This window comes from Flavobacterium movens, assembly GCF_039581425.1.
Lineage (GTDB): Bacteria > Bacteroidota > Bacteroidia > Flavobacteriales > Flavobacteriaceae > Flavobacterium > Flavobacterium luteolum.
On record NZ_JBCPXY010000008.1, the window covers coordinates 96,841 to 122,105 of the forward strand.

The 25,265-nt window shown below is 33.7% G+C and carries 14 protein-coding genes; 3 read left to right on the forward strand and 11 right to left on the reverse strand.

Annotation, left to right across the window (positions count from 1 at the left end; all coding sequences use genetic code 11):
* Positions 1 to 2: 2 nt before the first annotated feature.
* From AAYQ05_RS15405 to AAYQ05_RS15445, 9 genes are all read right to left on the reverse strand, one after another.
* Positions 3 to 842 (reverse strand): endonuclease/exonuclease/phosphatase family protein, encoded by an 840-nt coding sequence (locus AAYQ05_RS15405; protein WP_343544315.1) that lies wholly within the window; start codon positions 840 to 842, stop codon positions 3 to 5.
* A gap of 72 nt (positions 843 to 914) precedes the next feature.
* Positions 915 to 1,988, reverse strand: a complete 1,074-nt coding sequence (locus AAYQ05_RS15410; protein ID WP_343544316.1) for a glycoside hydrolase family 16 protein — start codon at positions 1,986 to 1,988, stop codon at positions 915 to 917.
* A 61-nt stretch (positions 1,989 to 2,049) separates the two neighbouring features.
* Positions 2,050 to 3,792: a cellulase family glycosylhydrolase gene (locus tag AAYQ05_RS15415; protein ID WP_343544317.1), complete on the reverse strand. Its 1,743-nt coding sequence runs from the start codon at positions 3,790 to 3,792 to the stop codon at positions 2,050 to 2,052.
* A gap of 18 nt (positions 3,793 to 3,810) precedes the next feature.
* Complete coding sequence (locus AAYQ05_RS15420) at positions 3,811 to 5,283, reverse strand: glycoside hydrolase family 30 protein (protein WP_343544318.1); 1,473 nt, start codon at positions 5,281 to 5,283, stop codon at positions 3,811 to 3,813.
* A gap of 29 nt (positions 5,284 to 5,312) precedes the next feature.
* Entirely contained in the window at positions 5,313 to 6,695 is a 1,383-nt protein-coding gene (locus tag AAYQ05_RS15425) for a glycoside hydrolase family 30 protein (protein WP_445709718.1), read from the reverse strand.
* 160 nt (positions 6,696 to 6,855) lie between these two features.
* Positions 6,856 to 8,310 carry a glycoside hydrolase family 30 protein gene (locus AAYQ05_RS15430; RefSeq protein ID WP_343544320.1) on the reverse strand — a complete coding sequence of 485 codons (1,455 nt, stop codon included), beginning with the start codon at positions 8,308 to 8,310 and terminating at the stop codon, positions 6,856 to 6,858.
* Positions 8,311 to 8,456: 146 nt separating this feature from the next.
* Positions 8,457 to 9,332, reverse strand: a complete 876-nt coding sequence (locus tag AAYQ05_RS15435; RefSeq protein ID WP_343544321.1) for a hypothetical protein — start codon at positions 9,330 to 9,332, stop codon at positions 8,457 to 8,459.
* Positions 9,333 to 9,360: 28 nt separating this feature from the next.
* Positions 9,361 to 10,869, reverse strand: a complete 1,509-nt coding sequence (locus AAYQ05_RS15440) for a RagB/SusD family nutrient uptake outer membrane protein (protein ID WP_343544322.1) — start codon at positions 10,867 to 10,869, stop codon at positions 9,361 to 9,363.
* 15 nt (positions 10,870 to 10,884) lie between these two features.
* A complete protein-coding gene (locus AAYQ05_RS15445) occupies positions 10,885 to 13,995 on the reverse strand; it encodes a SusC/RagA family TonB-linked outer membrane protein (RefSeq protein WP_343544323.1) in 3,111 nt (1,036 codons plus the stop codon).
* 524 nt (positions 13,996 to 14,519) lie between these two features.
* Here AAYQ05_RS15445 and AAYQ05_RS15450 point away from each other — a divergent pair.
* On the forward strand, positions 14,520 to 14,687 hold the full coding sequence (locus tag AAYQ05_RS15450) for a hypothetical protein (protein ID WP_343544324.1): 168 nt from the start codon (positions 14,520 to 14,522) through the stop codon (positions 14,685 to 14,687).
* Positions 14,688 to 15,214: 527 nt separating this feature from the next.
* The gene (locus AAYQ05_RS15455) at positions 15,215 to 18,094 is read left to right on the forward strand and encodes a helix-turn-helix and ligand-binding sensor domain-containing protein (protein ID WP_343544325.1); all 2,880 of its coding nucleotides are present in this window, start codon (positions 15,215 to 15,217) and stop codon (positions 18,092 to 18,094) included.
* Between the two features lie 35 nt (positions 18,095 to 18,129).
* On the opposite strand, the gene AAYQ05_RS15460 is transcribed toward AAYQ05_RS15455, so the two are convergent.
* Positions 18,130 to 19,413: a UDP-N-acetylmuramoyl-tripeptide--D-alanyl-D-alanine ligase gene (locus tag AAYQ05_RS15460; protein WP_343544326.1), complete on the reverse strand. Its 1,284-nt coding sequence runs from the start codon at positions 19,411 to 19,413 to the stop codon at positions 18,130 to 18,132.
* A 117-nt stretch (positions 19,414 to 19,530) separates the two neighbouring features.
* Positions 19,531 to 21,201, reverse strand: coding sequence for a gliding motility lipoprotein GldJ (gldJ, locus tag AAYQ05_RS15465; protein WP_343544412.1), 1,671 nt, complete (start codon positions 21,199 to 21,201; stop codon positions 19,531 to 19,533).
* 212 nt (positions 21,202 to 21,413) lie between these two features.
* Here gldJ and porU point away from each other — a divergent pair, with 212 nt between their 5' ends.
* Positions 21,414 to 25,247 (forward strand): type IX secretion system sortase PorU, encoded by a 3,834-nt coding sequence (gene porU / locus AAYQ05_RS15470; protein WP_343544327.1) that lies wholly within the window; start codon positions 21,414 to 21,416, stop codon positions 25,245 to 25,247.
* Positions 25,248 to 25,265: the final 18 nt, after the last annotated feature.

Genomic DNA, 25,265 nt, shown 5'->3' on the forward strand with positions numbered 1-25,265 from the left:
TTTTAATCTATTTCTATTAAGACAGGCAAATGATCTGATGGATATTTTAAATCTTTAGAATCACTTAACACTGCGTGTTTTTGAACAGTTAAACCACTATTTTTTGAGATAAAAATGTAGTCTAATAATGTTGTTACGGGTTCATTATGTTTGAAATCGTTGAAAGTTCCTGAAGGTCCAAAAGGTTTTTCTTTTGAAACATCTCTAGTATCATTCATTATTTTTTTGATTTCGGCAATCTGTTTTGTATCCGGTTCTGAGTTGAAATCACCCATTAAAAAAGCTGGATAATTTTTAGTGTTTAGTTCCTTAATTTTAGAAAGAACAAGCTGTACGCCTTTCACTCTTGCTTCTTCACCAATATGATCTAAGTGCAGATTGAAAACCCAGAATAATTTTTTAGTTTTTAAATCTTTAAAAAGTCCGTAAGTGCAAACCCTGTTATAGGCTGCATCCCATCCTTTTGAAACTACGTTTGGAGTTTCAGATAACCAGAACGTATTAGACTGTTCTACTTTAAAACGATCTTTTTTATAGTAAATCGTACAAGCCTCTCCTAGTCCTCCTGTGTCTCTTCCTACTCCAAATCTGCTATAATTTGGCAGAGCCGATGCAATATCTAAAACTTGGTTTGGTGTTGCTTCCTGAGCTCCAAAAATATCTGGACTATAAAACCCGATTTGAGATGTAAAATAGTCCTTTCGTTTTGGCCATGCATTTTCTCCATCTGAGGCAACATCCAGACGAATGTTATAGGTCATTATTTTTAAATTTTGACCAAAAAATGAGTTCACGGTTAAAAGCAGCATTACTGCAAAAACAAGTTTGTTTATCTTTTTCATGTTAAAAAATTTTAATCTTGTAAAGCTAGTGTTTACGTGACTTTAAAGAAAAAAATCTATTAAAAAGTTATGTTAATTGTATACTCTTACATAATCAATTTCATAGGTTGCATTTTTGAAATTTGGATCTACAGTTCCTCCAAAATTCCCTCCCATTGCTAAATTTAGAATCACAAAGAATTTGGCATTAAAAGGTGTTGTGCTTGAGTTTTTATAAGTGTAAAATAAATTATCGTCTACAAAAAATTTGATGTTTTCAGCATCCCATTCAGCGGCATAAATATGAAACTCGGTTGTTGAGTTTGGAGCTGTTGTTGTTTTGGTGTCTGGTGTATTTCCTGAACGTCCCGGAGAATGCAATGATGAATGAATTACATTTGGATTGTTCCCAACTGATTCTAAAATATCAATTTCTCCGCACAAAGGCCATCCTGCCGTTTCTATATTGTCTCCCAATAGCCAAAAAGCTGGCCATGTCCCGCCGCCAACTGGCAATTTCGCACGAACTTCTGCTCTTCCATACTTAAAAGAAAATTTTCCTTTTGTCAGCATTCTTGTCGAAGTATATTGGCTTCCTTGATAACTTTCTTTGATTGCTGTAATCTTTAAAAGTCCATTTTCGATTTTTACATTTTCAGAGCGGTTTGTGTAATATTGTAATTCGTTATTCCCAAAACCGTTTCCATTTCCTAAATCATAGCCCCATTTTGAAGTATCTGGCGCTCCATCTGTATTAAATTCGTCTGACCAGATTAATTTTCTGGCTACGAAAATATTTACGGTTGTAGAAGTATTAGTGTATTTTATTCCATTAAATGCCGTAACATCAATCGTATAGCTTTTTGTTCCTGGCTGCGTAAACTCATATGAAAAATTGCTAGTTGTAAGCTCTTTTGTTTCATTATTTACCACAACTTTATATGACTTTGCATTAGGAGCGTCAATCTTTAAATTAATTTTTCCGCTTCCGTCTCCATTTGTCATTTCGGCAGTTTTTCCAACTACATCAACTTGAACAGAAATTTTATCGGGAGCTACCTCTACAGGGGTTTCTCTTGTATCATTATTACTGCTGCAAGACTGAAATACAAATAATAGCAATAAAGTAAATACTCCTGCTCTATTTGCGAGATTGATTGTTTTCATCTTTTTATTATTTAAATGGTTTAGTTAATAAATTGAATATCAAGATAAATATTATTTTCTGCTATTTTTTTGTTTTGTTCATGACAAAGTCAAAATAATTCAGATTAAAACCTCCTTTTTCAAATACAGCTTTCACTTTATTTGAACCTGATTTCAATGCAACATTCGATAAAACAATTGTTTTCCACTTATCATTTCCTCCCGTAGCAGGAAGAGTAATTTCTTTTGATTTTACTCCATCTATTTCTAGATATAATTTTCCTTCTGCTTTTTCGCTAGAATAACGAATCGCAACATTGTAAGTTCCTTCTTTTGCATCAACAGTATATTGAGTCCATTCTCCATCTTCGATAAATGAAACTTGGTAACCATTTGAATCTTTGTCTTTGCATGGCAAAATATCAACTCCATCATTTCTCATGCTGTTGCCACGATTCCATTGATCGTCTTTTCCAGTTACCGATCTATAATTTACAAAATCAGTATCTGAATATGCTTTTCCGTTGGTTCCTAAATCGTAATGAGTTGCCGCAATTTTACCAGGAACTGCATTCTTCTTGTATGGTTTGGTATCATCTGTCTGTACTTGTCTGAACATGGCATCTACCACATCTGGCTTAACAGTTACGTTTTCCATTTTGTAATTGTCTGTCATTTTCATCAACGTCTTTTTTGCAAATTCTGGAGATGGTTTCTGTCCGCCATCTTTCCAATATTTCAGCAAAACATCATATTCAGGAATTTTGGCAACAGAAGCTACTCCTGCGATATTGTCTATTTTTTTCATTGGCCAAAATGCCCAACCAATATTATGGCTTTCAACCAAAGTTAAAACATCCTTAAACCAGACATTAGAATTCTCTCCGCTTTCTCCCATCCAGATTGGCACATTGTATTTTTCTCTGTACTCAAGCATCTTTTCGATAGAAGCCTTGTCATTATAGTTCCAATATTTATGAAAACTTAAAGCCAAATTATCATCCCATAAAGGAAAAATTCCGTTGTAGTTATTTCCCCAGCAGTTTCCTTCAATAAAAATTAAATGATTGGTATCTACTTCGCGAATGGCTTTTGTAACCGCAACCATTAAATCTCTTAAAGGTCCGTTTGAATTTTCATCACAGCCATTTTTGTTTGATCCTGTAAAATTCCAATTCGGTTCATTGATAATATCGTAAGCCCCAATCCATGGATTATCTCGATAACGAGAAGCCAATTTTTTCCAAAGCGCAATCATTTTTTTCTGATTGGCTTCGCTCTGCCAAAGTGCTGGTTTTGTTGTGTCAAAATCCGAAATTGCAGCATCATTTCCTTGTCCTCCAGGAGCGGCATGCAAATCTAAAATCAGATATATTTTATTTTCTGCACACCATTTCAGTAGATTATCGGTCATGGTAAACCCCTCTTCTATCCAAGTGATTTCACCATTTTTTTCTTGCTCAATAGGTGGTGTATACAGATTGTAATGCATCGGAAGACGAATAGAATTGAAACCCCATTTTGCCAACGAATCAATATCTCGTTTTGTAATTCCGTTTGCTTTATAGGCAGCATAGAATTCTTTTGTTCCTTCTTCGCCAATTACATCTTGAATTTTCTGTTTAATTTGATATTGCGGACTTGCAAATGGCTGTGTCTTTAACATATAACCTTCCTGCACCATCCATCCGCCAAGGCCTAAACCTCTTAAAAGAACATTTTTGCCATTACCGTCAACAATTTTTTGTCCGTCTCTATGCAAGAAACCTTGTCCAAAAGAAGCTATCGAAACTAGAAGCTGTAGTGTTAAAATTATTTTTTTCATATCGAATTTTGTCTAAATTTATTTCCAAGTATAAGTCCCAACTGATCCCGCTTCTAGCGAAGTTGTTACCCATTTCCCGTTAAATTTAATATTGAAAGTTTCTGTTGCAGAACCATCATTTTCAACAATCAATACTTTAGAACCCGAAGGCGTAATAAACGCTACGTTTTGTAAACTCCCACCAGAATTGCTTTCAATTCTAGTAGATCCCATTGGAACAAATTTTGAAGCATGTGCAATAATATAATATGCTACATTGCGCTCAAAACTATCACCTGACGTTATAGTTATAGCACCTTTACACATGTTGCAACCTCCATCTGTGTGAGGTCCAAAATTTGCATTGTTTGCGACATTCCATTCTAAGGCATTTTTGCTGTAATTTCTCATTGATCCAATAATTACATTGCGAAGATGCCATTTTAAATCACCATCAAATTTCCCATCAGAAGAAGTCCATTGCTCTGTAAAATATACATTTTTGGTTGGGTAAGAATTGAAAACGTTGGTTAGTGCACTAATATCTCCAGCATATAAATGGAACGCCGATCCGTCTACAAAAGGAAAAGCATCTGCATCTGCCAAGATTGCTTTTGGATAATTTGGATTATCGCAATTGTGATCGTAAGCAATAATTTTTACGCTTAAATTTGCAGTTTTAAATGCAGGTCCTAAACTATTTTTAATAAAACTTGCCTGATCTGTTGCAGACATGTACATACTTGGATTGTTTCCGTCATGCAAAGGCTCGTTTTGAGGAGTTACTGCATCGATTGTAATTCCTTCAGCTTTCATCTTCTGAATATATTTTACAAAATATTTAGCGTAAACATCGTAATATTCTGTTTTCAGTTTTCCTCCTTTAAAGCTAGCGACATCTTTCATCCAAATAGGTGCAGACCACGGAGTTGCTAAGATTAAAATTTTAGGATTAATTGCTATAATTTCTTTTAGCATAGCAATTAGATTTTTGTCTTTTTCTAAACTAAACTTATCTAGATTTAAATCTGTTTCTCCAGCCGCAAGATCATTATAAGTAAAAGGAGTTGCATTTAAATCTGAAGCTCCGATACTGATTCTAATATAACTTACTCCTATTGAGTTTTCTCCATTTCCGAATAATTCCTGTAAAAGAGCCGTTCTTTTTGTTGGGTTTAATTGGTTTATAACGTCGACACTTCCTCCAGTTAAAGTATAACCGAAACCATCAATGGTCTGATATTTTTGAGTAGCATTAACTTCAATATTAGCATAGGCATTTGCTGTTGTGCCAAATCCTAATGTTCCCGATTGTTTGGCCAATAAAACACTTTGATTTCCTTTGGTCAACCAAAAATCAACATCATTTGTAACCACAACTGGCGGATTTACCACTGGCGGATCTACAGGCGGGTTTTCTACCGGATCACTTGAAGAAGAGCATTTTACTTGAGCCATTACAGCTGCCAAAAAGAAAAATGCTTTTATGGTATTCTTTAGATTAAATTTCATTTTATGTGGTTTTTTAGTTAGTATGGCAATTAATATACAATGGTTTGTATAGCATGTGCCGGAATTGTAATGGTTGTTTTTTCTTTCTGATTTTCTAAAGAATAAACAACTGCATTTTCAGATTGATTCATTACGATTGTAATCAATTGTCCGTCAGAATTTTTAAAAGAAGTACTTAGTAAAGATTCTCCGTTTACGGTTTCTAATACTCTTTTTGCATTTGGTCTAATGAATTTTGAAAAATGTCCAATATAATAATACATTGGAGTATAGATTAATTCATCTTTTCTAGTATCGGCATGAATTGGAGCAAAACAGAAATTTCCAACATGGTTTGGGCCTCCATTTTGGTCTAAAAGAATATTCCAGTCTGTCCAACCAACTGTTCCGTTATTAAAATCATGAATCATGTTGATTCCGTAACGTTCTGCATTTCCCCAAAACTGATATTTTGAAGCATCAAATTTTTCGATACATCCTTCTGTAAAAAGCAGATTTTTATTTGGAAATGCTTCGTGCACTTTTGCCACAGACTCGAATTGAGGCGGGCCACCATTCCACGTTTCATACCAATGAAATCCGATTCCCCATGCGTACTTAGAAACTTCTGGATCTGAGAAAACGAGATTGGCTCTTTTAGTTAGCATATCTCCTCTGTTATGATCCCAAATAATAACATTTTTAGAACCCAGTCCTTCTTTTTCTAAAGTTGGTCCAAGATGATTTTTAACAAAATCTCTTTCTGCTTCTGGAGTATAAATACAAGATTCCCATTTCTGTTTTGCCATTGGCTCGTTCTGAACCGTTAATCCCCAGATTGGAATTCCTTCTTTTTCATATTCTTTTATGAATTTTGTATAATACAATGCCCAAGCAGGAGCAAACTCAGGCAACAAAACGCCGCCGTGCAAAATATCGTTATTGTCTTTCATGAAAGCTGGGGGACTCCAAGGGCTGACAAATAAAGTTAGTTTCCCGCCGGCTGTTTTAATTGCTTTTTTGATTAATGGAATTCTATATTTACGATCGTGGTCAATATTGAAAGTCTTTAGGTCTTTGTCTCCTTCAGAAACATAAGTATAGCTGTCACTGCTGAAATCACAGCTGTGAATGTTTGTTCTTGCCAAAGTATAACCAATACCTTTATTTTTATCGTAATAAGCAGTTAAGAATTCCTGCTGTTTTTTAGGCGATAATTTTGCAAAAACTTCTGCACTTGCATCGGTAATTGCGCCTCCCATTCCAAGGAAAGTTTGGTCTGTTTTTTCAGTATTTACTAAAATAGATACTGTTGATGTTTTTTGTTGTGTAGTGTTGTTTTTTGAAATTAAATCATTTGATAAAGACAATTTCAAATTGGTATTTTCGGCAGTAGTATAAACCTTTATTTTATTATTTTTTTGAGCTGTCATTTTTGAAGTAAAACAGCTTAATTGCATTAAGATAAAGGCTGATAAAAATATTTGAGAGGTAACTTTCATGTTGCTTAAATAATCGTTTTAAAATTAAAAGCAAGAGAAGACTAAGATGGATGATTCAAATTAGTCCTCTTCATTACTTTACTACAAAATATTAATAAACAAGTGTTTGTATAGCGTGTGGCGGAATTTTTACTTCTGCCTTTTGATCTCCAATAATCAAATTATAAGTAAGATCGTTTGCTGATTGGTTCATGACAATAGTTGCCATGGTTCCGTCAGCATTTAAAAAAGAGGTACTCAATAAAGCGCTTTTGCTTACAGCAGTACTTACTCGCACAGCATCTAAACGGATAAACTTTGAAAAGTGTCCGATGTAATAATAAGATGGTGTGTAGATTAATTCTCCTGTCGTCGTATCTGCATGAATTGGTGCAAAACAGAAATTTCCAACATGATTAGGCCCTCCGAACTGGTCTAAAAGAATATTCCAGTCTGTCCAAGCAACTGTTCCGTTATTAAAATCATGAATCATATTGATTCCGTAACGTTCTGCATTACCCCAAAATTGATATTTTGATGCGTCAAATTTTTCGATGCAGCCTTCGGTAAACATCAATTTTTTATCAGGATAAGCTTCATTTACTTTTCCAACATTATCAAACATTGGTGCTCCGCCTGACCAAGTTTCGTACCAGTGAAATCCCATTCCCCACACATATTTTGCTGCTTCAGGATCAGAATAAATTACGTTGGCACGATAATTCATCAAATCACGGTTATGATCCCAAACAATAATTTTTTTATTGCCAAGGTTTTCTTTTTTCAAAGTTGGTCCAAGATAATTTTTGATGAAATCTCTTTCAGCTTCAGCTGTGTAAATACAAGATTCCCAAGTCTGTACTGCCATTGGCTCATTTTGCGTAGAAGTTCCCCAGATTGGAATACCTTCTTTTTCATAAGCTTTAATAAACTTTACATAAAAATTTGCCCAAGTCTGATAGTATTCAGGAAGTAGAGTACCGCCTTTTAATACATTTTTATTGCTTTTCATAAAAGCATTTGGAGACCAAGGTGCAACATATGTTGTCAATTTCCCACCAGCTTTCTGAATGGCTTGTTTTATTAAAGGAATACGATATTGTCTATCATGATCAATAGAAAAAGTCTTCAGCTCTTTATCTCCTTCTTCGATATAAGAATAGCTTCCACTGCTAAAATCAGAACTTTGAATTGTTGTTCTTAGCAAAGAATAGCCAATTCCTTTTTGCTGATCGTAGTAGGCATCTAAGAATTCTGCTTGTTTTTCTTTTGAAAGCTTTGCAAATATTTCGGCACTCGCATCTGTAATAGCTCCACCGATTCCCATAAAAGTCTGAAATTTTTTAGCTGGCTGTACAAAAACAGAAGTTTCAGTTTCTAAAGGCTGTTTTGCGGCAGAAAAAGTCAAATTATCTGTGGTGGTTAATCGCAATTTAGAGTTTTCTGCGGTAGTGTAAACGGTTATTTTTTTGCCGTTGGTTGTAAACTCTTTTTTTGTTTTTGGCTGCTGTGCAAATGCCGCAGCAGAAAACAAAAGGCATAAAATTTTTAGGCTATTTTTTTTCATTCGCTTCCAATTATTATGATTTTAAATTGAAGTTTAGAAGAAATCAAAATCGAGTTCTACCATTGAAGGATTTAAAAAATAGCCCATACTCATAATGATTATGGGCTATTTACAACCAAACTTAAACTTAAACTTAACTTAACTTTTTATTTTCCTCTGAACTCAACTTTTTTGATTGTAATTGGCTCATTAGTACTTTTATTACTTCCTGATCTAATTAAAAGATATATTTTTCCGCTTTCAGAGAATTTGACAACATTGGTAACTGTTCCTGTTACTTTATTTTTCTTACAGCCGATTGCAGACAATCTTCCCGCAAATTTAGATGTCCCACAGCCATCCCAAGTACTTATTCCCATTACTACGTTATCATTGTATTCAACACCTGGTTTTGGCGCTGATGTACCAGCATATACTTCAAACCAAGTCTCATCTAAACCGCTAGGGCAAGAAATTGTCATATCAATAGTATACTCTCTGTCTTTTACAACGTCGATTGCTTGATAAATACCTTCTTGAGCTCCTCCGCCTGGTAAATGAATGGTAGCACCATTAGCACCATAAGACCAAAAAGCTGCGCCTGAAGGGCTTAATTGTGCGCTAGTCCACTTAGCTACATCGGCAGCTGTTGCAAAATTTCCACCTTGCACCAAGTTTCCTTTTGCTGGATCTGTTTGCGCTACTACAATCTGCTGAGAAGAAGATGCCATTGCAGCTCCTGCTCCTACGGCTATGTGCGTAATAGTATATGTTCCTGCATCTGGCAAAGAAATTACCTGATTCATTTTTCCATTACTCGCACCATCGCCTAAATCCCATTGCGAAAGAATTACTCCTTTAGGCTGTGCTGTAAGAAGATAAGTATTCATAGCACCTGCAACTGGTGTAATTGTAAACGAAGGATCTACATTTGTAGCTACAAGAGGGTTTTCATTAACTTCTTCGCTACAGCTGTTTAGTGTTCCTAATGCTAAAGCTAGCATTAGGTATACACTTTTTCTTAAATATATATTTAGGTTCATTTCTCTTTGTTTTGGTTAATTAGTAAGACTATTGATAGTTAGGATTTTGTTTCAATTTAGTACCATTAAGTTCTGTGTACGGAATTGGGAAAATCTCATCTGTTCCTGCATCAAAACCTCTATCAGATAATGCAGCTGCTGCATCTCCCCATCTTACTAAATCAAAGAATCTATGTCCTTCACCTGCTAATTCCATTCTTCTTTCATGCTTGATAGCAGCTAATGTTACAGGAACTGAAGGTAATCCAACTCTATCTCTAACTGCGTCAAGTAATGCTTGAGCTCTTGGGCCTGATCCTAAAGCTTCTGCTTCCATCAAATAAGTATCTGCAAGTCTGATTACATAAGAGTTTTGTTTGTAGTTCAACTCTGAGTTACCACCACCTGTACTAACATCTGATTGTCTTGGAAGGTATTTGTTCAAGAAATATCCTGTGTCTTGATAAGCCGGAATATAATCTGCTTTTCCTGCTGCTTTTAATGCTTTTAAGTCAAGAATTGTAGCATCCTTACGTGGATCGCCTTGCATTGCATCATATAATTTTTGAGTTGCAACGTTAAAAGCCCACCCTGCTGGAAGATCTGGTGCATCTGAGCCTTTTGGTCTAGAATATCCTCTAGGTCCAACCATGATGTTTAAAGAGTTACCTTCGTCTCTACCATTTCCCCAGAAAGTCCAATCAGAGTTTCCTGCACTACTGTGAGATACTTCGATTAATGACTCAGCATTAAATTTGTTTGATGTTACCCATAGATCGCTAAACTTATCTAGTAATTTATTACCATATTGGTTTGTCCCTCCTGGGGTACCATTTACTTCTGCTAAAATTGCCGCTGCTTGAGGTTTTTTACCTTCAAACAAAAGCACTTTTCCTAAAAGCGCCTGAGCTGCTCCTTTGTTAAATCTTCCTGATTCAGTATCTGCCACTACAGTATTTGGTAAATCTGCAATAGCTTCTGTTAAATCTTTTTCGATTTGAGCATAAATTACTTCTGGTGCAACTTGCTCTGGATTATAGATCGTTTCTGTAGTTAACGGCTCTAAAACTAAAGCAAGGTTTTTGAACATTCTTACTAAATTAAAATAGTAAAACGCACGTAATGTCTTAGCTTCTGCAGTAAATCTCTTTCTAACTCCATCATTCATATTAGCTGCTGGCAATTTAAATAACAAAAGATTTGCTCTAGAAATACCTTGGTAATGATCGTTCCAGTAACTTGCTGGAATAGTTATTGAAGAAAGTGAGTGTGTAGAGAAATTTTGAATCCCAGTTCCATCTGTAGAACTACCTCCACCAGCATAAAAATCATCAGAACCAGCATTTAGCATTGCTACTAAGTTTTCGAAACCACCTGTATTTTTTCTCAATGGATCGTAAACCCCCACTAAAGCAGCATAACATTGCTGCTCGTTAGAAAAATAAGTACTTGTATCAAATTTTCCTTCCGGATTAGTGGTCACAAAATCTTCAGAACAAGATCCTAGAACTGCCAGTGCCACAGCTATATAAATATATTTAAATTTTATCGTTTTCATGATTCTTTAATTTTTTTAAAATTGAACGTTAGCTCCAAACAGAATAGATCTTGCTTGCGGATAAACTCCTTTATCTATACCAAAAACTTGGCCTCCAATTTCTGGATCAAATCCAGTATATTTTGTAAAAGTGATTAAGTTCTCTCCTGTTAGGTAAAAACGTAATTTATCTGCTCCAATTTTAGATGATAAACTAACTGGCATTGTGTATCCAAGAGTTACCACTTTTAAACGTAAGTAGTTTCCATTTTCCAAGTAAAAATCAGACATGTTTGTGTAGTTTTTATTTGGGTCATTATTTGTCAATCTTGGGTAATCGTTAGAAGTTCCTTCTCCAACCCAACGCTCTAAAGCTTTAGTTTGGTAGTTTGCATTAAGTACATCTAATCTTCTTAAACCTTGGAAAATTTTGCTTCCCGCAGCTCCTTGAGTAAATGCCATAAAATCGAAGTTTTTGTAGTCTAAGTTTACTGTGAAACCAAAAGTATATTTAGGAATATTTGTTCCTAAGAATTGTTTATCATCTTCAGTAATAGCTCCATCTCCATTTGAATCTACCCAACGGAAATCTCCAGGTCTAGCATTTGGCTGAATTAAACCTCCACTTGCATTTTTGTATGCTGCAACTTCAGCTTCATTTTGGAAAATCCCAGCTGTTTTAAATCCGTAGAATTCGTTAAATGAATGTCCAACTTGTGTTCTTGTTACAGGTCCCATAGATTGGAATGTAGCATCTCCAACAATGAAATTAGTAGATGAACCCACGTAAGTAATTTCGTTTTTCAAGTAAGCAAAGTTTGCATTAACTCCTAAATTAAAGTCTCCAAGTCTTTTCTTGTACCCTAATTCAACCTCCAAACCGCTATTGTCCATATCTGCAATGTTAGCAGAAGGTGCATCAGTTGCTCCAACATATCCAGGAATTACAACGTTTCTTAAGATTCCTTTTGTTGATTTTTTGTAATAATCAAGTGTAAGAGAAAAATCATTGAATAATTTTGCGTCAAGACCTACAGTAGTTTGAGATGTTTCTTCCCATCCTAAGTTTGCATTTGGCAAAGTAGAGTTTCCGTATCCAGTTGTAATACTTCCTGAATTTCCAATAGTATAATTGTAACCTCCTACAACTGTAGCTCTATATTTAAATTCTTCAATGTTATCATTACCTACCACTCCGTAACCTCCACGGAATTTCAAAGTATTTACCACATTGTTTTCTTTCCAGAAACCTTCTTTAGAAACTACCCATCCTAAAGAGAATGAAGGGAAAACTCCAAATTTATTGTTTTCACCAAAACGAGTTGATCCATCACGACGAACGATACCTGTAAAAAGATATTTCTCCATGTAATCGTAGTTAGCACGTAAGAACAATGAAGCTAATTTGTGCTCTACTTTATCGCTTGTTCTTGTTGTTCTATCAGTTTGAGGAATATCAAAATTCCAAGAAGCATCTTTGTAGCTTGTAATTGGAAGACCAAACATTGTTGTTCCGATAGTACTACCAATATTTTCTACATAAGCACCTTGTCCAGCTAAAACACTTACATTATGATCTCCAAATTTGTTAGCATAAGACAATGTATTTTCCAAAGTCCAAGAAAGTGCTTTTTCGTTATTTTGGTTGTAGTTATTTCTGTCAGCTTTCATGTTTGGATTTAAGAAGTTAACTGGAGTAAACATTTCATTCCCCCAGTAAGCTAACTTACCACCAAGTGTTGTTCTAAATTTTAAATGACTAGTAATGTTAGCCTCTAAATAAGCATTACCAACAAAATCGTCTGACCAGTCAAATCCTCCTAATCTAGTTTGAGTATAAGCTAGAGGATTTGTCATCTCTTGTTGTACTAGAGAAGAGATTCCGTAAGGATTTCCATTTGCATCTCTAACAACATTTGGGTTTGTGTAATAACCTGAGTTTGCTACAGCAGGATCAGTAACTACAAGTGGAGTAAGCGGATCTAAGTTAATTGCAGAGCTTAAAGGTCCACCAAACTCGTTATTTACGTTACCAATTCCTTTTGTTTTTTGGTGTGTATATCCAAAAGTCTGTCCGAAAGTAAAGTAATCAGAAATTTTGTGTGTTGAGTTTAATCGGAAATTCTTCTTTGTATAGTTAGAAATATCTGTCACAACAATACCTTGCTGATCTTGAATTCCAAAAGAAGCATAGAAAGTAGATTTTTCGCCACCACCGCTAATGCTTAATTCATGAGTGTATCTGAATGCAGAATCGTTAAAAATTGCATCTTGCCAATTTGTTCCTTTACCGAAAGCAGCTGGATTTGGATATTTAATAGCACCACCATCATTCAAAGATTTTTCATTCATAAGAGTTGCATACTGAGTCGCATTCAACATATCTAATTTTTTAGCTGGAGCTGAAATACCTGCAAAACCATTATAGTTTACAGAAATTTTTCCTGATTTTCCTTTTTTAGTAGTTACTAAAATAACCCCAGTAGCAGCACGAGTACCATAGATTGCCGCAGAAGCAGCATCTTTAAGCACCTCGATAGACTCAATGTCAGATTGATTAATAAAGCCAACTGCACCAGCATCTACAGCAATTCCATCAACTACCCATAAAGGATCATTTCCTCCTTCTCTAAAGGTAGTTATACCTCTAATACGAACTTTAGACGCTGCACCAGGACTTCCAGAAGTTGCAGCAACAGAAACCCCTGCTACTCTACCCTGTAAAGCTTGCTCAACTCTTCCGTTTGGTACTTTTTCAAGATCAGCTGATTTTACACTTGAGATTGCACCTGTTACAACAGATTTCTTTTGAGTTCCATATCCAACAACTACAACCTCATTTAAAGATTGTGATTCTGGTTTTAATTGAATTGTAATTTTTGTTCTTCCGTTTACTGCTTCTGTTACTGTAGAGTAACCAATAAAAGTAATTGTTAATGATCCGTTTGAAGGTGCCTGAATCTGGAATTTTCCGTCAAAGTCTGACGCAGTAGATTTAGTAGTACCTTTTAATAAAACTGTTGCACCTGGAACAGGCAAACCATTTTCATCATTGATTATTCCATTTACTGTGACATCCTGAGCCACAGCTATAACCGAGAATAATAAAGATGAAATACAAAAAACAAGTAATTTTGTTAATTTCATTTTTCTAAAAATTTTGGTTAATTAATTAGTAATTTGATGCAATACTAAAACTAAATTTTTACTTTTCATATCTAAAAATCATTACAAAAACACATCAAATTGAAATTTATAATATTATAAAAACACATCAAAAAAAACATAAAAATCTAATTATCAGTATTTAAAGAAAATAAAAAATAGTACTAAAGAAAAGTTAATATTTAAAAATAACACTACACTATTGTTTTGCCTCGATATCTTGTGAAAAATTATTAAAACTACAACGTGGTAGTAGTAACCAACATCATATAAACAGCTATTTTACAAATAATTACAAGCTAAAAAACTCCTTTTTCCACAAAATCTAAAAAATAGAGAATATGATATTTTTAGCCTACTTTTTTTACATTATTAGCAATAATTTTTAACAGAAGAAAAATCTTATTTTTTATATTATTACAAGAAATAACTTATAAAATTATATATTATTAAGCATATTAAAGCCTACATTTCACCTTGTAAAATTGAAAAAAAGGCATCTTTTTATGAAAATTGCCAACTTAACCCATTTTAGAGTGAAACATTCAAAACTTGAAACTTGGTTATATCATAGGGGAGAACTTATAAAATTAGCAAAGGCAGTAAAAGACAGAAAGAAGAGAATCGCTAAAGCAATCCAAAGAATTTGTTTTAAAGTTGTAAAAAACTTGTAAAAAAGGCTATCGCAGAAAAAAAATTCACAAATGGAGCTGTGAAATTAAATCAAAAAATGGGTCGTCTAAACATCTGAGACAGGTAATCCAATTTCGTCAGTAATGATTCCATTTATCGTCACGTCCTAAGTAAAAAGCAGTAAAAACGAAACACAAAAAATAAATAATTTTGTTAATTTCATTTTTCTAAAAATTTTGGTTAATTAATTAGTAATTTGATGCAATTATAATGTTAAATTTTAATAAGTATTAGATTAAATTTATTTACAAAAACACTTCAAATTAAATTTTAATATTCTAAAAAAACACAACATTAATTTTTCAATCAATTAATTTACAATGATTTAGTTTTTTAAAAAAAATGTTATAAAAATGTTAATTAAAAAAAACGTATATTACATTAGTTTAACAGCAACTATTGTGTTATAAATTAGAATTAATTTAAAAAACTGGATTTATCCTGATTGATAAATCAACAATAAAAAATCAAAATAACCCATTTATATTAAAAATATATTTAAAATTTTATGAAATCCATAGTTAGACCTTTTGCACTAATTTTATTATTTTTCTTACAATTTAAAAGTTTTTCGCAGGTAAAAAATATTGGAATTCCAGATATAAAAAATTATAAAAGATCAGAGTATAAAGGTGGAACTCAAAACTGGAGTATTGATCAAGATAAAAATGGAAACATTTATTTTGCAAACAATAGCGGTTTAATTCAATTTGACGGTTCAAACTGGCATAAATATTCATTACCAAACAAATCTGAGATTAGAAGCCTAAAAATTGATGCTTTAGGAAGAATATTTGTAGGTGGAAATAATGAATTTGGGTATTTCAAAAATGATGAAAAGGGAATTTTAAAATATCATTCTCTCTACAATCTATTAAGCCCAATAGATAAAGAAAACATCAATCTTATTTGGAGAATCCATATTTTTAAAGGAGAGGTTATATTTCAATCTTTCAGCAAAGTATTTTTTCTAAAAAATGAAAAAGTTACGACTCTTACTGCTCCTCATAAATTTCAGTTTTCATTTTTAGTCAATAATCGTTTGTATTTTCAGGACAAAACTCTTGGTCTTCTTGAATACAAAAACAGAAAACTTACAGCAATAAAAGGCACTACTGTCTTTAATGACAAGGAAATCTGGTCCCTTTTTCCATTATCTAACAACAGATTATTGTATGCCACTTTAGAAAAGGGTCTTTTTGTCTCTGAAAATGATATTATCAAACCATGGGCAACGGAAGCAAACGAATTCATCAAGAAAAATACATCCTTAGGCGGATCAATCATCAAAAACAAGTTTATAATACTTAATTCTGTATTAGATGGAGCAATTATCTGCGATTTAAACGGGAAAATAATCCAACATCTAAACCGACAAAAAGGAATTCAGAACAATACAATCTTAGCTTCATTTGTTGACAAAAAAAGCAACATCTGGCTTGGACTGGATAATGGTATCACTTTTATTAATGAAAATTCGCCTTTTTCTTATTTTGACTACAGCTACAATATAGGGACGGTCTATGCTTCGACAACTCATAACGGAAATCTTTATGTGGCTACAAATCAGGGATTATTTTATCATCCGTGGGGAAGTTCGTTTAAAGACAGTCCGTTTACAAGAGTTGAAGGGACGATTTCACAAGTTTGGAATATTCAAGTTATAAATAACGTATTAATTTGTGCCAGTAACAGCGGCGCATTGATTATTGAAAACAATAGAGTATCAAAAATACTCGATAATAAAGGATATTTTGGATTCAAAAAAATACCTGACCACGAAAACTATATAATAGGCGAAAGCTATAACGGATTCTCAGTTTTTAAACGATCTGCCAGTGGATATGATTATCTGCATCAAGTAAAAGGATTTGATGAAACCACCAATAATTTTTCTATAGAAATAGATGCAAATTATTTATGGCTAAAGAAAAATCCTTTCTTATACCAAGTAAAGTTATCAGAAGATTTACAAAGGTTTGACTTCATTAAAAAACACGTAAACATTTCAGATAAATTCAAAGGAATAAATAGCCTTCAAAGCATAAATAACAAAGTCTATTTTCAAGTAAAAAATCATTTTTACAGATATTCTGTAGAACAGGAAACATTTTTTGAAGATAAAAAAATCACAAATCTATTCAACGGAATCCCAACTATCAATACCTTAATTGAAGATTCTACAGGAAACTTATGGTACGCATTCAACGAGTCCCTTGGTGTATTAGTTAAAAATAAAAACGGAACTTTCACTAAGAAACAAGCCATATTCTCCAATTTAACAGGGAATTTGGTAAACAATTACATTTCGGTGAACGCGATAGATCCTCAAAATATTTTTATCGGATTAACCGATCGTTTGGCACATTACAACTCGACCATTCCGAACACGTTTATGACAAAACCGAAAGCTTTTATTGAAAGTTTTACGAATCCTGGAGATACTATTTTAACTGGAAATCTGACTAGTAAGCTAGAATCATACAGCATACCTTATAAATACAATCGTGTCAAATTTACTTTTGCATCACCAACGTATGAAAATCAGGAAAACGTAATGTATTCCTATAAACTAGAACCTTTTGAAGAGAACTGGCGTGGCTGGTCATCAACTGCAATAAAAGAATACACCAACTTAAGAGAGGGCAATTATGTAATGAAATTAAAAGCCAGAAATAGTTATGGCATAGAGTCAAACATTACTGAAGTTGAATTTACAGTATCTCCACCTTGGTACAGACACTTTTTGGCTTATTTATTTTACCTGATACTCATTTTACTCGGCGCTTATCTAATCTCTGTTAGAATCAAACTTAAGATTAGAAAAAACAGGTATTATGAAACTATCGAACAAAGAAGATTGTATCTTGAAAAAGAATCCAAAATCAGACATGAACAGCATGATTTAGAAAAAGAAATTGAAAAGCTGAAAAATGATAAGCTTCAAATTAAAATCTTAGCAAAAGATAAAGAATTGGTAAACAACTCTTTACAAGTAGTAAAAAAGAACAAAGTCTTAAATGGAATTATTCACAAACTGAAGGATATAGATACCGCCATATTAGATGACACCACCAAAGCAGAATTTAGCAAACTGCATAAAAGCATTGTAAAAGAAGTAAATACAGATAAAAGCTGGAAAGACCTAGAAAAACACATTAAAAACGTCCATTTTGAGTTTTTAAAGCGATTAAAAGGGCAATATCCTACCATTTCTCCTAGAGAATTAGATTTGTCGACTTATCTGTTAATGAATATGTCAACGAAAGAAATAGCCGAAATTATGAACATTTCGACAGGCGGAGTTGAATTGGCACGTTATCGTCTAAGAAAGAAATTAGGCCTAAATAAGAAAGAAAATCTAATCGGGTTTTTAATGAGTATTTAATAAAAAAAAGGCCATTCAATTGAATGGCCTTTTTTTTAAATATAATCTAATGTTCGTTCTAAGGCCATACCTCGTGAACCTTTTATTAATATTGAATTAGAATCAAATGTAAAGGTTTTTAAAAATTCAGCAAAAGCATCAAATGTTTCAAAAAACTGAATATTTTCATTCGAAATCTTATTAGCATAAAAAGATTTTCCTAATAAGAAACATTGGGCCTGTTTCTGATCAGCTAAAGAGTCGATAATAACCTTATGCTCGTAAAGACTTTCATCTCCAAGTTCGAACATATCTCCCAAAATCATGATTTTATTTTTCTTATCTAATTGAAGAAAATTAGCAATCGCGACCGCCATACTACTAGGATTGGCATTGTAAGCATCTAGAATAATCTCATTTGAACCTTTTTGCATCATTTGAGACCTATTGTTTGCAGGAATATAGTTTTCAATAGCGCTTTTTATATCGCTTTCTTTTACATCAAAATATTTTCCAATGGCTACAGCTGCATTTATATTGTTCGCGTTGTAAAGTCCGATTAAATGAGATTCTATTGTAAAATCATTATATTCAATAGCAACAAATGGATTTGCTGTAATATTTTGAATATTTAAATCTGCATTTTCTTTTTTAACCCCAAAAGTAAATGCCTTAATTCCTTTTGATTTTTCTATTTGAATAGGATCTTCTAGATTTACAAAAACTGTTTTCTGATTTGCTGAAAGATATTGATACATTTCGCTTTTACCAGCAATCACACCTTCAACTCCCCCAAAACCTTCTAAATGGGCTTTTCCGAAATTGGTTATATATCCATAATCAGGCTGTGCAATCTGACACAAAAACTCGATTTCTTTTTGATGATTGGCCCCCATTTCAACAATTCCGATTTCTGTTTCTTTTGTAAAAGAAAGCAAAGTCAACGGTACACCAATATGATTATTTAAATTACCAATGGTCGCTTTTGTTTTGAACTTTTTTGAAAGCACAACATTGATTAATTCTTTTGTCGTCGTTTTTCCGTTACTTCCTGTCAAAGCAACAATTGGAAGTCCTAAATAACTTCTATGAAATTTTGCCAATTCCTGAAGCGTTTGCAAGCTGTTTTCTACCAAGATAGTCCTGTCATCAATAAAATAAGATTCATTGTCTATAACAACAAATAAAGCTCCCAAATCTAAGGCTTCTTTGGCAAATGTATTAGCGTCAAAATTCTCTCCTTTAATGGCAAAAAACATCGAATTCTTTTCGATTTTTCTGGTATCAATAGATAGAGAACTACACTGTAAAAACAAGTTATGAATGTCTTTAATATTCATTTATATATTTTTTAATAAGTCATAAAAGTAGAAAAAAAACAATAAAAAAATTCCAAATTCCAGACTGAATATTCAGCTTTTGGAATTTGGAATTTTTATTATTAGAATTCCTAAATCTTAGTTTCTAGGAGATTTTCTTTTTTCAGATTTTGATCCTACTCTAGACATTGCACATCTGAAACCAATGTAATCAGTTGCCATATCTTGAGGGAAATATCTTCTTTGAGCTGGGTCTAACCAGTAAGCTCTGTCTCTCCAAGAACCTCCTTTGTAAACTCTTACTTTATCATCAATTAAAGTAGTACGTTTACTAGAGTTATCATACTTTCTGATCATTTTTCCTAAACTGTCAGTTGTAACATTGTGCTTAGGAGAGTTGTACATTGCCTGATCTGCTTTAGATCCAGACTCTGAATCACCAAAATCAAAATATCTTGAAGATTGTTTATCACCATCTCTGTAGTTGATATTGTCGCTTGTGCTGAAGTTTTGTCTCAAATAAGTTTCTTGTTCATCAACTGGCACTTGAGCAATTTCTCCAGGAAGGTTTCTTGCAATTACTTTACCGTTACTTAAAGTATCATACTTAATAGTAGCAGTTGTAACGATTTCAACTTTACCATCTTTACCAATTTTATTCTTAGCATACTGGTTTCCTCTGTAATAGTTGAAATCATTTGCTTCGTTATCAATAATAGGTCTGTAAACATCGGCAACCCATTCTGCAACGTTTCCTGCCATATCATAAAGACCGAAATCGTTTGGTGCATAACTTTTCACAGCATTTGTAATATCTGCTCCGTCATCTGACCAACCTGCAATTCCACCGTAATCACCGTTTCCTTGTTTAAAGTTAGCCAATTGATCACCTCTGTTTTTACGTTTGTTAGAACGTGTGTAATCTCCAGACCAAGGGTATTTCTTTTGTCCTTTGTAGATATTATATTCTCTTTGTCCAACATCAGCTGCAGCTGCATATTCCCATTCTGCTTCAGTAGGAAGTCTATATTCTGGCAAGATAATTCCTGAAGAGCGTTGTGCGTATACGTTTTTCTCTTCTTCTCCTGCTTTTGTTCTTTTTCCGCTAGGATTTTTCTTTAATACAATCTCATCGCTTGCTCCACGTGATGTACTTGGAGACATTAAATAACCTTCAGTATTAAATGCATTTTCAGCATTAACATCGGTCGTTTTAGCTCCTTTTTTAAGATATCCGTTTTTCTCTAAAACTGCTTCGTTTACACGGTCAGTTCTCCATTTGCTAAATTCAACTGCTTGAATCCAGTTAACACCAACTACAGGGTAATTAGCATAAGAAGGGTGTCTTAAATAGTTGTTAGTCATCGTTTCGTTGTATCCTAAACGATTTCTCCAAACTAATGTATCAGGAGATGCTCCTTCGTAAATATTTTTGTAATTTTCTTCTGTTGGTGGGAAAACTTTCTTTAACCACTCTAGGTATTCTAAGTACATACCGTTCGTAACTTCGGTTTCATCCATATAGAATGATTGAACGTGTTGTTGAGTTGGTGTGTTATTCCAATCGTGCATAACATCATCCTGTACTTTACCCATAGTAAACGTACCTCCTTCAACAAAAACTAAACCAGGACCAGCCTGTTGTTTTTTTCCTGCATTTCTGGCAGCAGTTCCATTCTGACTATCTACATCCCAGCCAGTAGCTCTAGAAGCGTGAGTGGAACTCGATTTTTTGCTACAACTAGCCGTGCCCAACATCAATACCATTGACATCATTAACTGCAAGACTACAATTTTGTTTACTTTCATACTCATTCTTAGGTGATAAATTTAGGTGCTGCAATATAATAATTAACATTTAATTGGCAACATCTGTTCTAATAATTTTATTTAGCTGTTTTTTACCAGAAAATAACCTTTAGTTACGAACGCAAAAATATACTTTTTATTATTACTATAACATGAAATACTATATTTTTACTTACTAATTATTTTTTAATTAAATTTCGCCTTTTTAAACAATGAAACAAACATTTCTTACCTGTCTTTTTTTAGTTCCAATTCTCCTGTTTTCCCAGTCAAATGGGACGATAACGATAGACTGGCAAAACAAAAAAGAGGTAAATTATGGCGAAAATAAAATCACAATTCCATACTTCTTAGGAAACAGTTTTCGCTTCGACATTACAAAAAAAAGCATAACATTACTGCAAAACCTTAACCTTCCTAACGTCTCAAACGGAAGCTCTGTACAAATTAACAATATCTCTTACGAACCTATTTCCAGAGCTGATTTAGGAGATTTAACACCTGAAAATATCCCCGAAAAGCTTAATGAATCGATAATAGTGACAAATGCAAGGGATCTGAGATATTCTTTCTTGTCCTTATCTCCTATAATTAAGGAAGGAAACAGCTACAAACGTATAAAATCTTTTTCTTACTTTATCAGCAATACCACAGCGCGAACTGCATCCACTTCCTCATTTCAAAAATCGGCTGCAATTGTAAATTCTGTTTTAGCTTCTGGAGATTGGTATCGATTTTACATTCAGAAATCAGGCGTTTACAAAATAGACAAATCTTTCTTGCAAAGTTTAGGATTCGACCCTTCGAAAATTGATCCCAGAAGAATAAAAATATACGGAAATGGCGGACGAATGCTTCCTCTAGCAAATAACACATATTATCCTGATGATTTAACTGAAAACGCAATACAAATAAATGGCGAAAATGACGGTGTTTTTAACAATGAAGATTACATTCTTTTTTATGCTGAAGGCACCGATAATTGGAATTCAGAAAGCCAGACCAATTTAAATTTATACGACACCAAGTCCTATTATTATATTACAACATCTGGAGGCGACGGAAAGAGGATTCAAAACTTAAATCAACCAACGGGAAACAGCACTTTAGAGCTGAACACGTTTGATGACTATCAATATCACGAAATCGACCAAACCAACATAGTTCACCTAGGTCGTCAATGGCTCGGAGAATCTTTTGACATTAATCAAGAGCAAGAATTCTCCTTTAGTTTTCCAAACCTAGACACTTCTGTTCCCGTAAAGATAGAGATAAGTGCAGCGGCAGCATCGTTCACCACTACTTCATTTGGAATAGCAGCAAACGGACAAAATATAGGATCTATAAATTTCCCTTCTTTAATCGCGAATTCTGATACTAAATACACAACAGGAAAACTTTCAAATACTGGATTTACTGGAGCAGACAATATCAAAATAAAACTTATCTACAACAATAGCGGTGTTCCTGGCTCGAAAGGCTACTTAGATTACATCAATCTAACAGCAAAGCGAAAACTTTTGGGAACAGGTAAACAATTTCAGTTTCAATATAACGCCGCTGGCTCAACAGCAGGAATTGTCAATTACAATATTGGAAATGCATCGGCGATAACTCAAATTTGGGATATTACAGACCTATATAATATATCTAAAATAGAGAATGCCAATCAGAATGCTTTTAGCTTTAAAGCTAATCTTGGCGAAGTTAGAAAATACACTACCCTTGACCCTTCCGATTATTATGTTCCATTAAAAGAGAATCAGTCAAAAATTGCCAATCAAAATTTAAAAGGAACACTTTTCAGAAACAGCCAAAATGCTTTTCAGGATATCGATTATGTTATTGTAACTCCAAAAACATTAGTCTCTCAAGCCGAAAGACTGGCAAGTTTTCATCGAACAAATTCCAATTTAAATGTAAAAGTTATTGCACTAGAGAATATCTATCAAGAATTTTCTTCTGGCAAACAAGATATTGCCGCTATTAGAAATTGTATTAAATATATTTATGACAACGCATCATCATCAGAAAAAAAAATACGCTACTTAAACTTATTTGGAGATGCTTCTTTTGATTATAAAGATCGAATTTCAAACAACACCAATATCGTACCTATATATCAATCTCTAATAAGCAATACTGTAGGCGAAGCTTCATTTGCCTCTGATGATTTTTACGGCCTTATGGATGCCAATGAAGGTGTTATCATTCCATCACTTGCCGGAATTGATATTGCAGTTGGAAGAATGTTGGTTTCAGACAATTCTCAAGCACAGGAAATGGTCAACAAAGTTTTTGAATACTATGACACAAAATCATACGGAAACTGGAGAAACAATGTTGTTTTAATTAGCGATGATTCCGACAAAGCTGGAGACCAGACCTTGCAAGCAAATCAAAATGCTCTTGCAGATCTAATAGCAACTGAAAAACCTTTTTTTAATATTGACAAAATTTTTCTAGATGCTTACACACAAGAAGCTTCAGCAGGCGGATCGCGATATCCAAAAGCAAGAGCCGATTTTTTTAATGCCTTTGAAAAAGGTGCTCTAATATTTAATTATTTAGGACACGGTGGTGAGGACGGACTAGCCAGCGAGAGAATTTGGGAGAAATCAGACGGACAAAATCTTACTAATCAATATAAATATCCGCTATTCATTACCATTACATGTGAATTTTCTCGCTTTGACGATCCAACAAGGCCTACAGCCGGAGAATATGTCTATTGGAACCCTAAAGGCGGCGCAATTTCAATGCTGACTACAGTTCGTGAAATTGGACAAACAAATGCAGAAGAGTTCAACAAAACAATCAGTAAAAACCTTCTTTCTTATGGTTCAAATCAATACAATAGTATTGCAGAATCATTAAGAATATCTAAAAACGAAAACCCAAGTTCTTCCAGCAATGTTGTTTTTTGCATTGGAGATCCAGCTTTAATGCTAGCTATTCCGAAACCGCGAATTAATCTAACAAAAGTAAATGACATTGTGATTTCGCAGGCAATTCCTGATTTAAAATCATTATCAAAAATTAAAATTTCTGGCGAAATCACAGACGAAAACAATACGCTTTTAAGCAATTATAACGGAGAATTAGCCACAGCCATTTTCGATAAATTAATTACAAACACAACCTTAAATAATGATGGTTTTAGTCCTCCAATGCAATTTAAAACTTTAGGAGAAACTATTTTTAGAGGAAATGCATCTGTTACCAATGGACAATTTGAATTCAGTTTTGTTGTCCCTAGAGACATCCGAATTCCTGTTGACTACGGTAGGATCAGCTTTTATTCGAAAAAAAATGAGGTTGCAGAAAACCAAACCGGATACAACAACACCATTAAAATTGGAGGAATTAACGAAAATGCACCTCAGGACAATATTAGTCCAAAAGTGAAGTTATATATGAACGATGAAACTTTTGTATCTGGAGGAATTACTAATGAATCGCCATTTCTTTTGGCTTTCTTAGAAGATGAAAATGGAATTAATACAGCAAGCGGAATCGGACACGATATTGTCGCTATTTTAGATGGAGACGTAAGCAATCCTTACATTTTGAATGATTATTATCAAACAAAATTGGACGATTATACCAACGGAAATCTACGTTTTCCTTTTAGAAATTTAGCTCCTGGACTGCACACCATAAGTTTTACCGCTTGGGATGTTTACAACAATCCTGTTACAAGCGAAATTCAGTTTACAGTTGTAGGAGACGATTCTCTGACACTATCGCACGTTCTTAATTATCCAAATCCTTTTTCGACTTATACCCAATTTTGGTTTTCGCACAACAGACCATACGAACCACTAGATGTACAAGTACAGGTAATGACTATTACAGGAAAAGTTGTCTGGACAAAAAACCAAACCGTTACAACAGAAGGCTTTTTATCTAGAGAAATAACATGGGACGGAAGAGATGATTTTGGCGACAGAATCGGAAAAGGAGTGTACATTTACAAACTGACTGTAAAATCTAATTTAACAAATAAAAAAGCAGAAAAATACGAAAAGCTTGTCATCCTATAATATTATATATATTTGCAC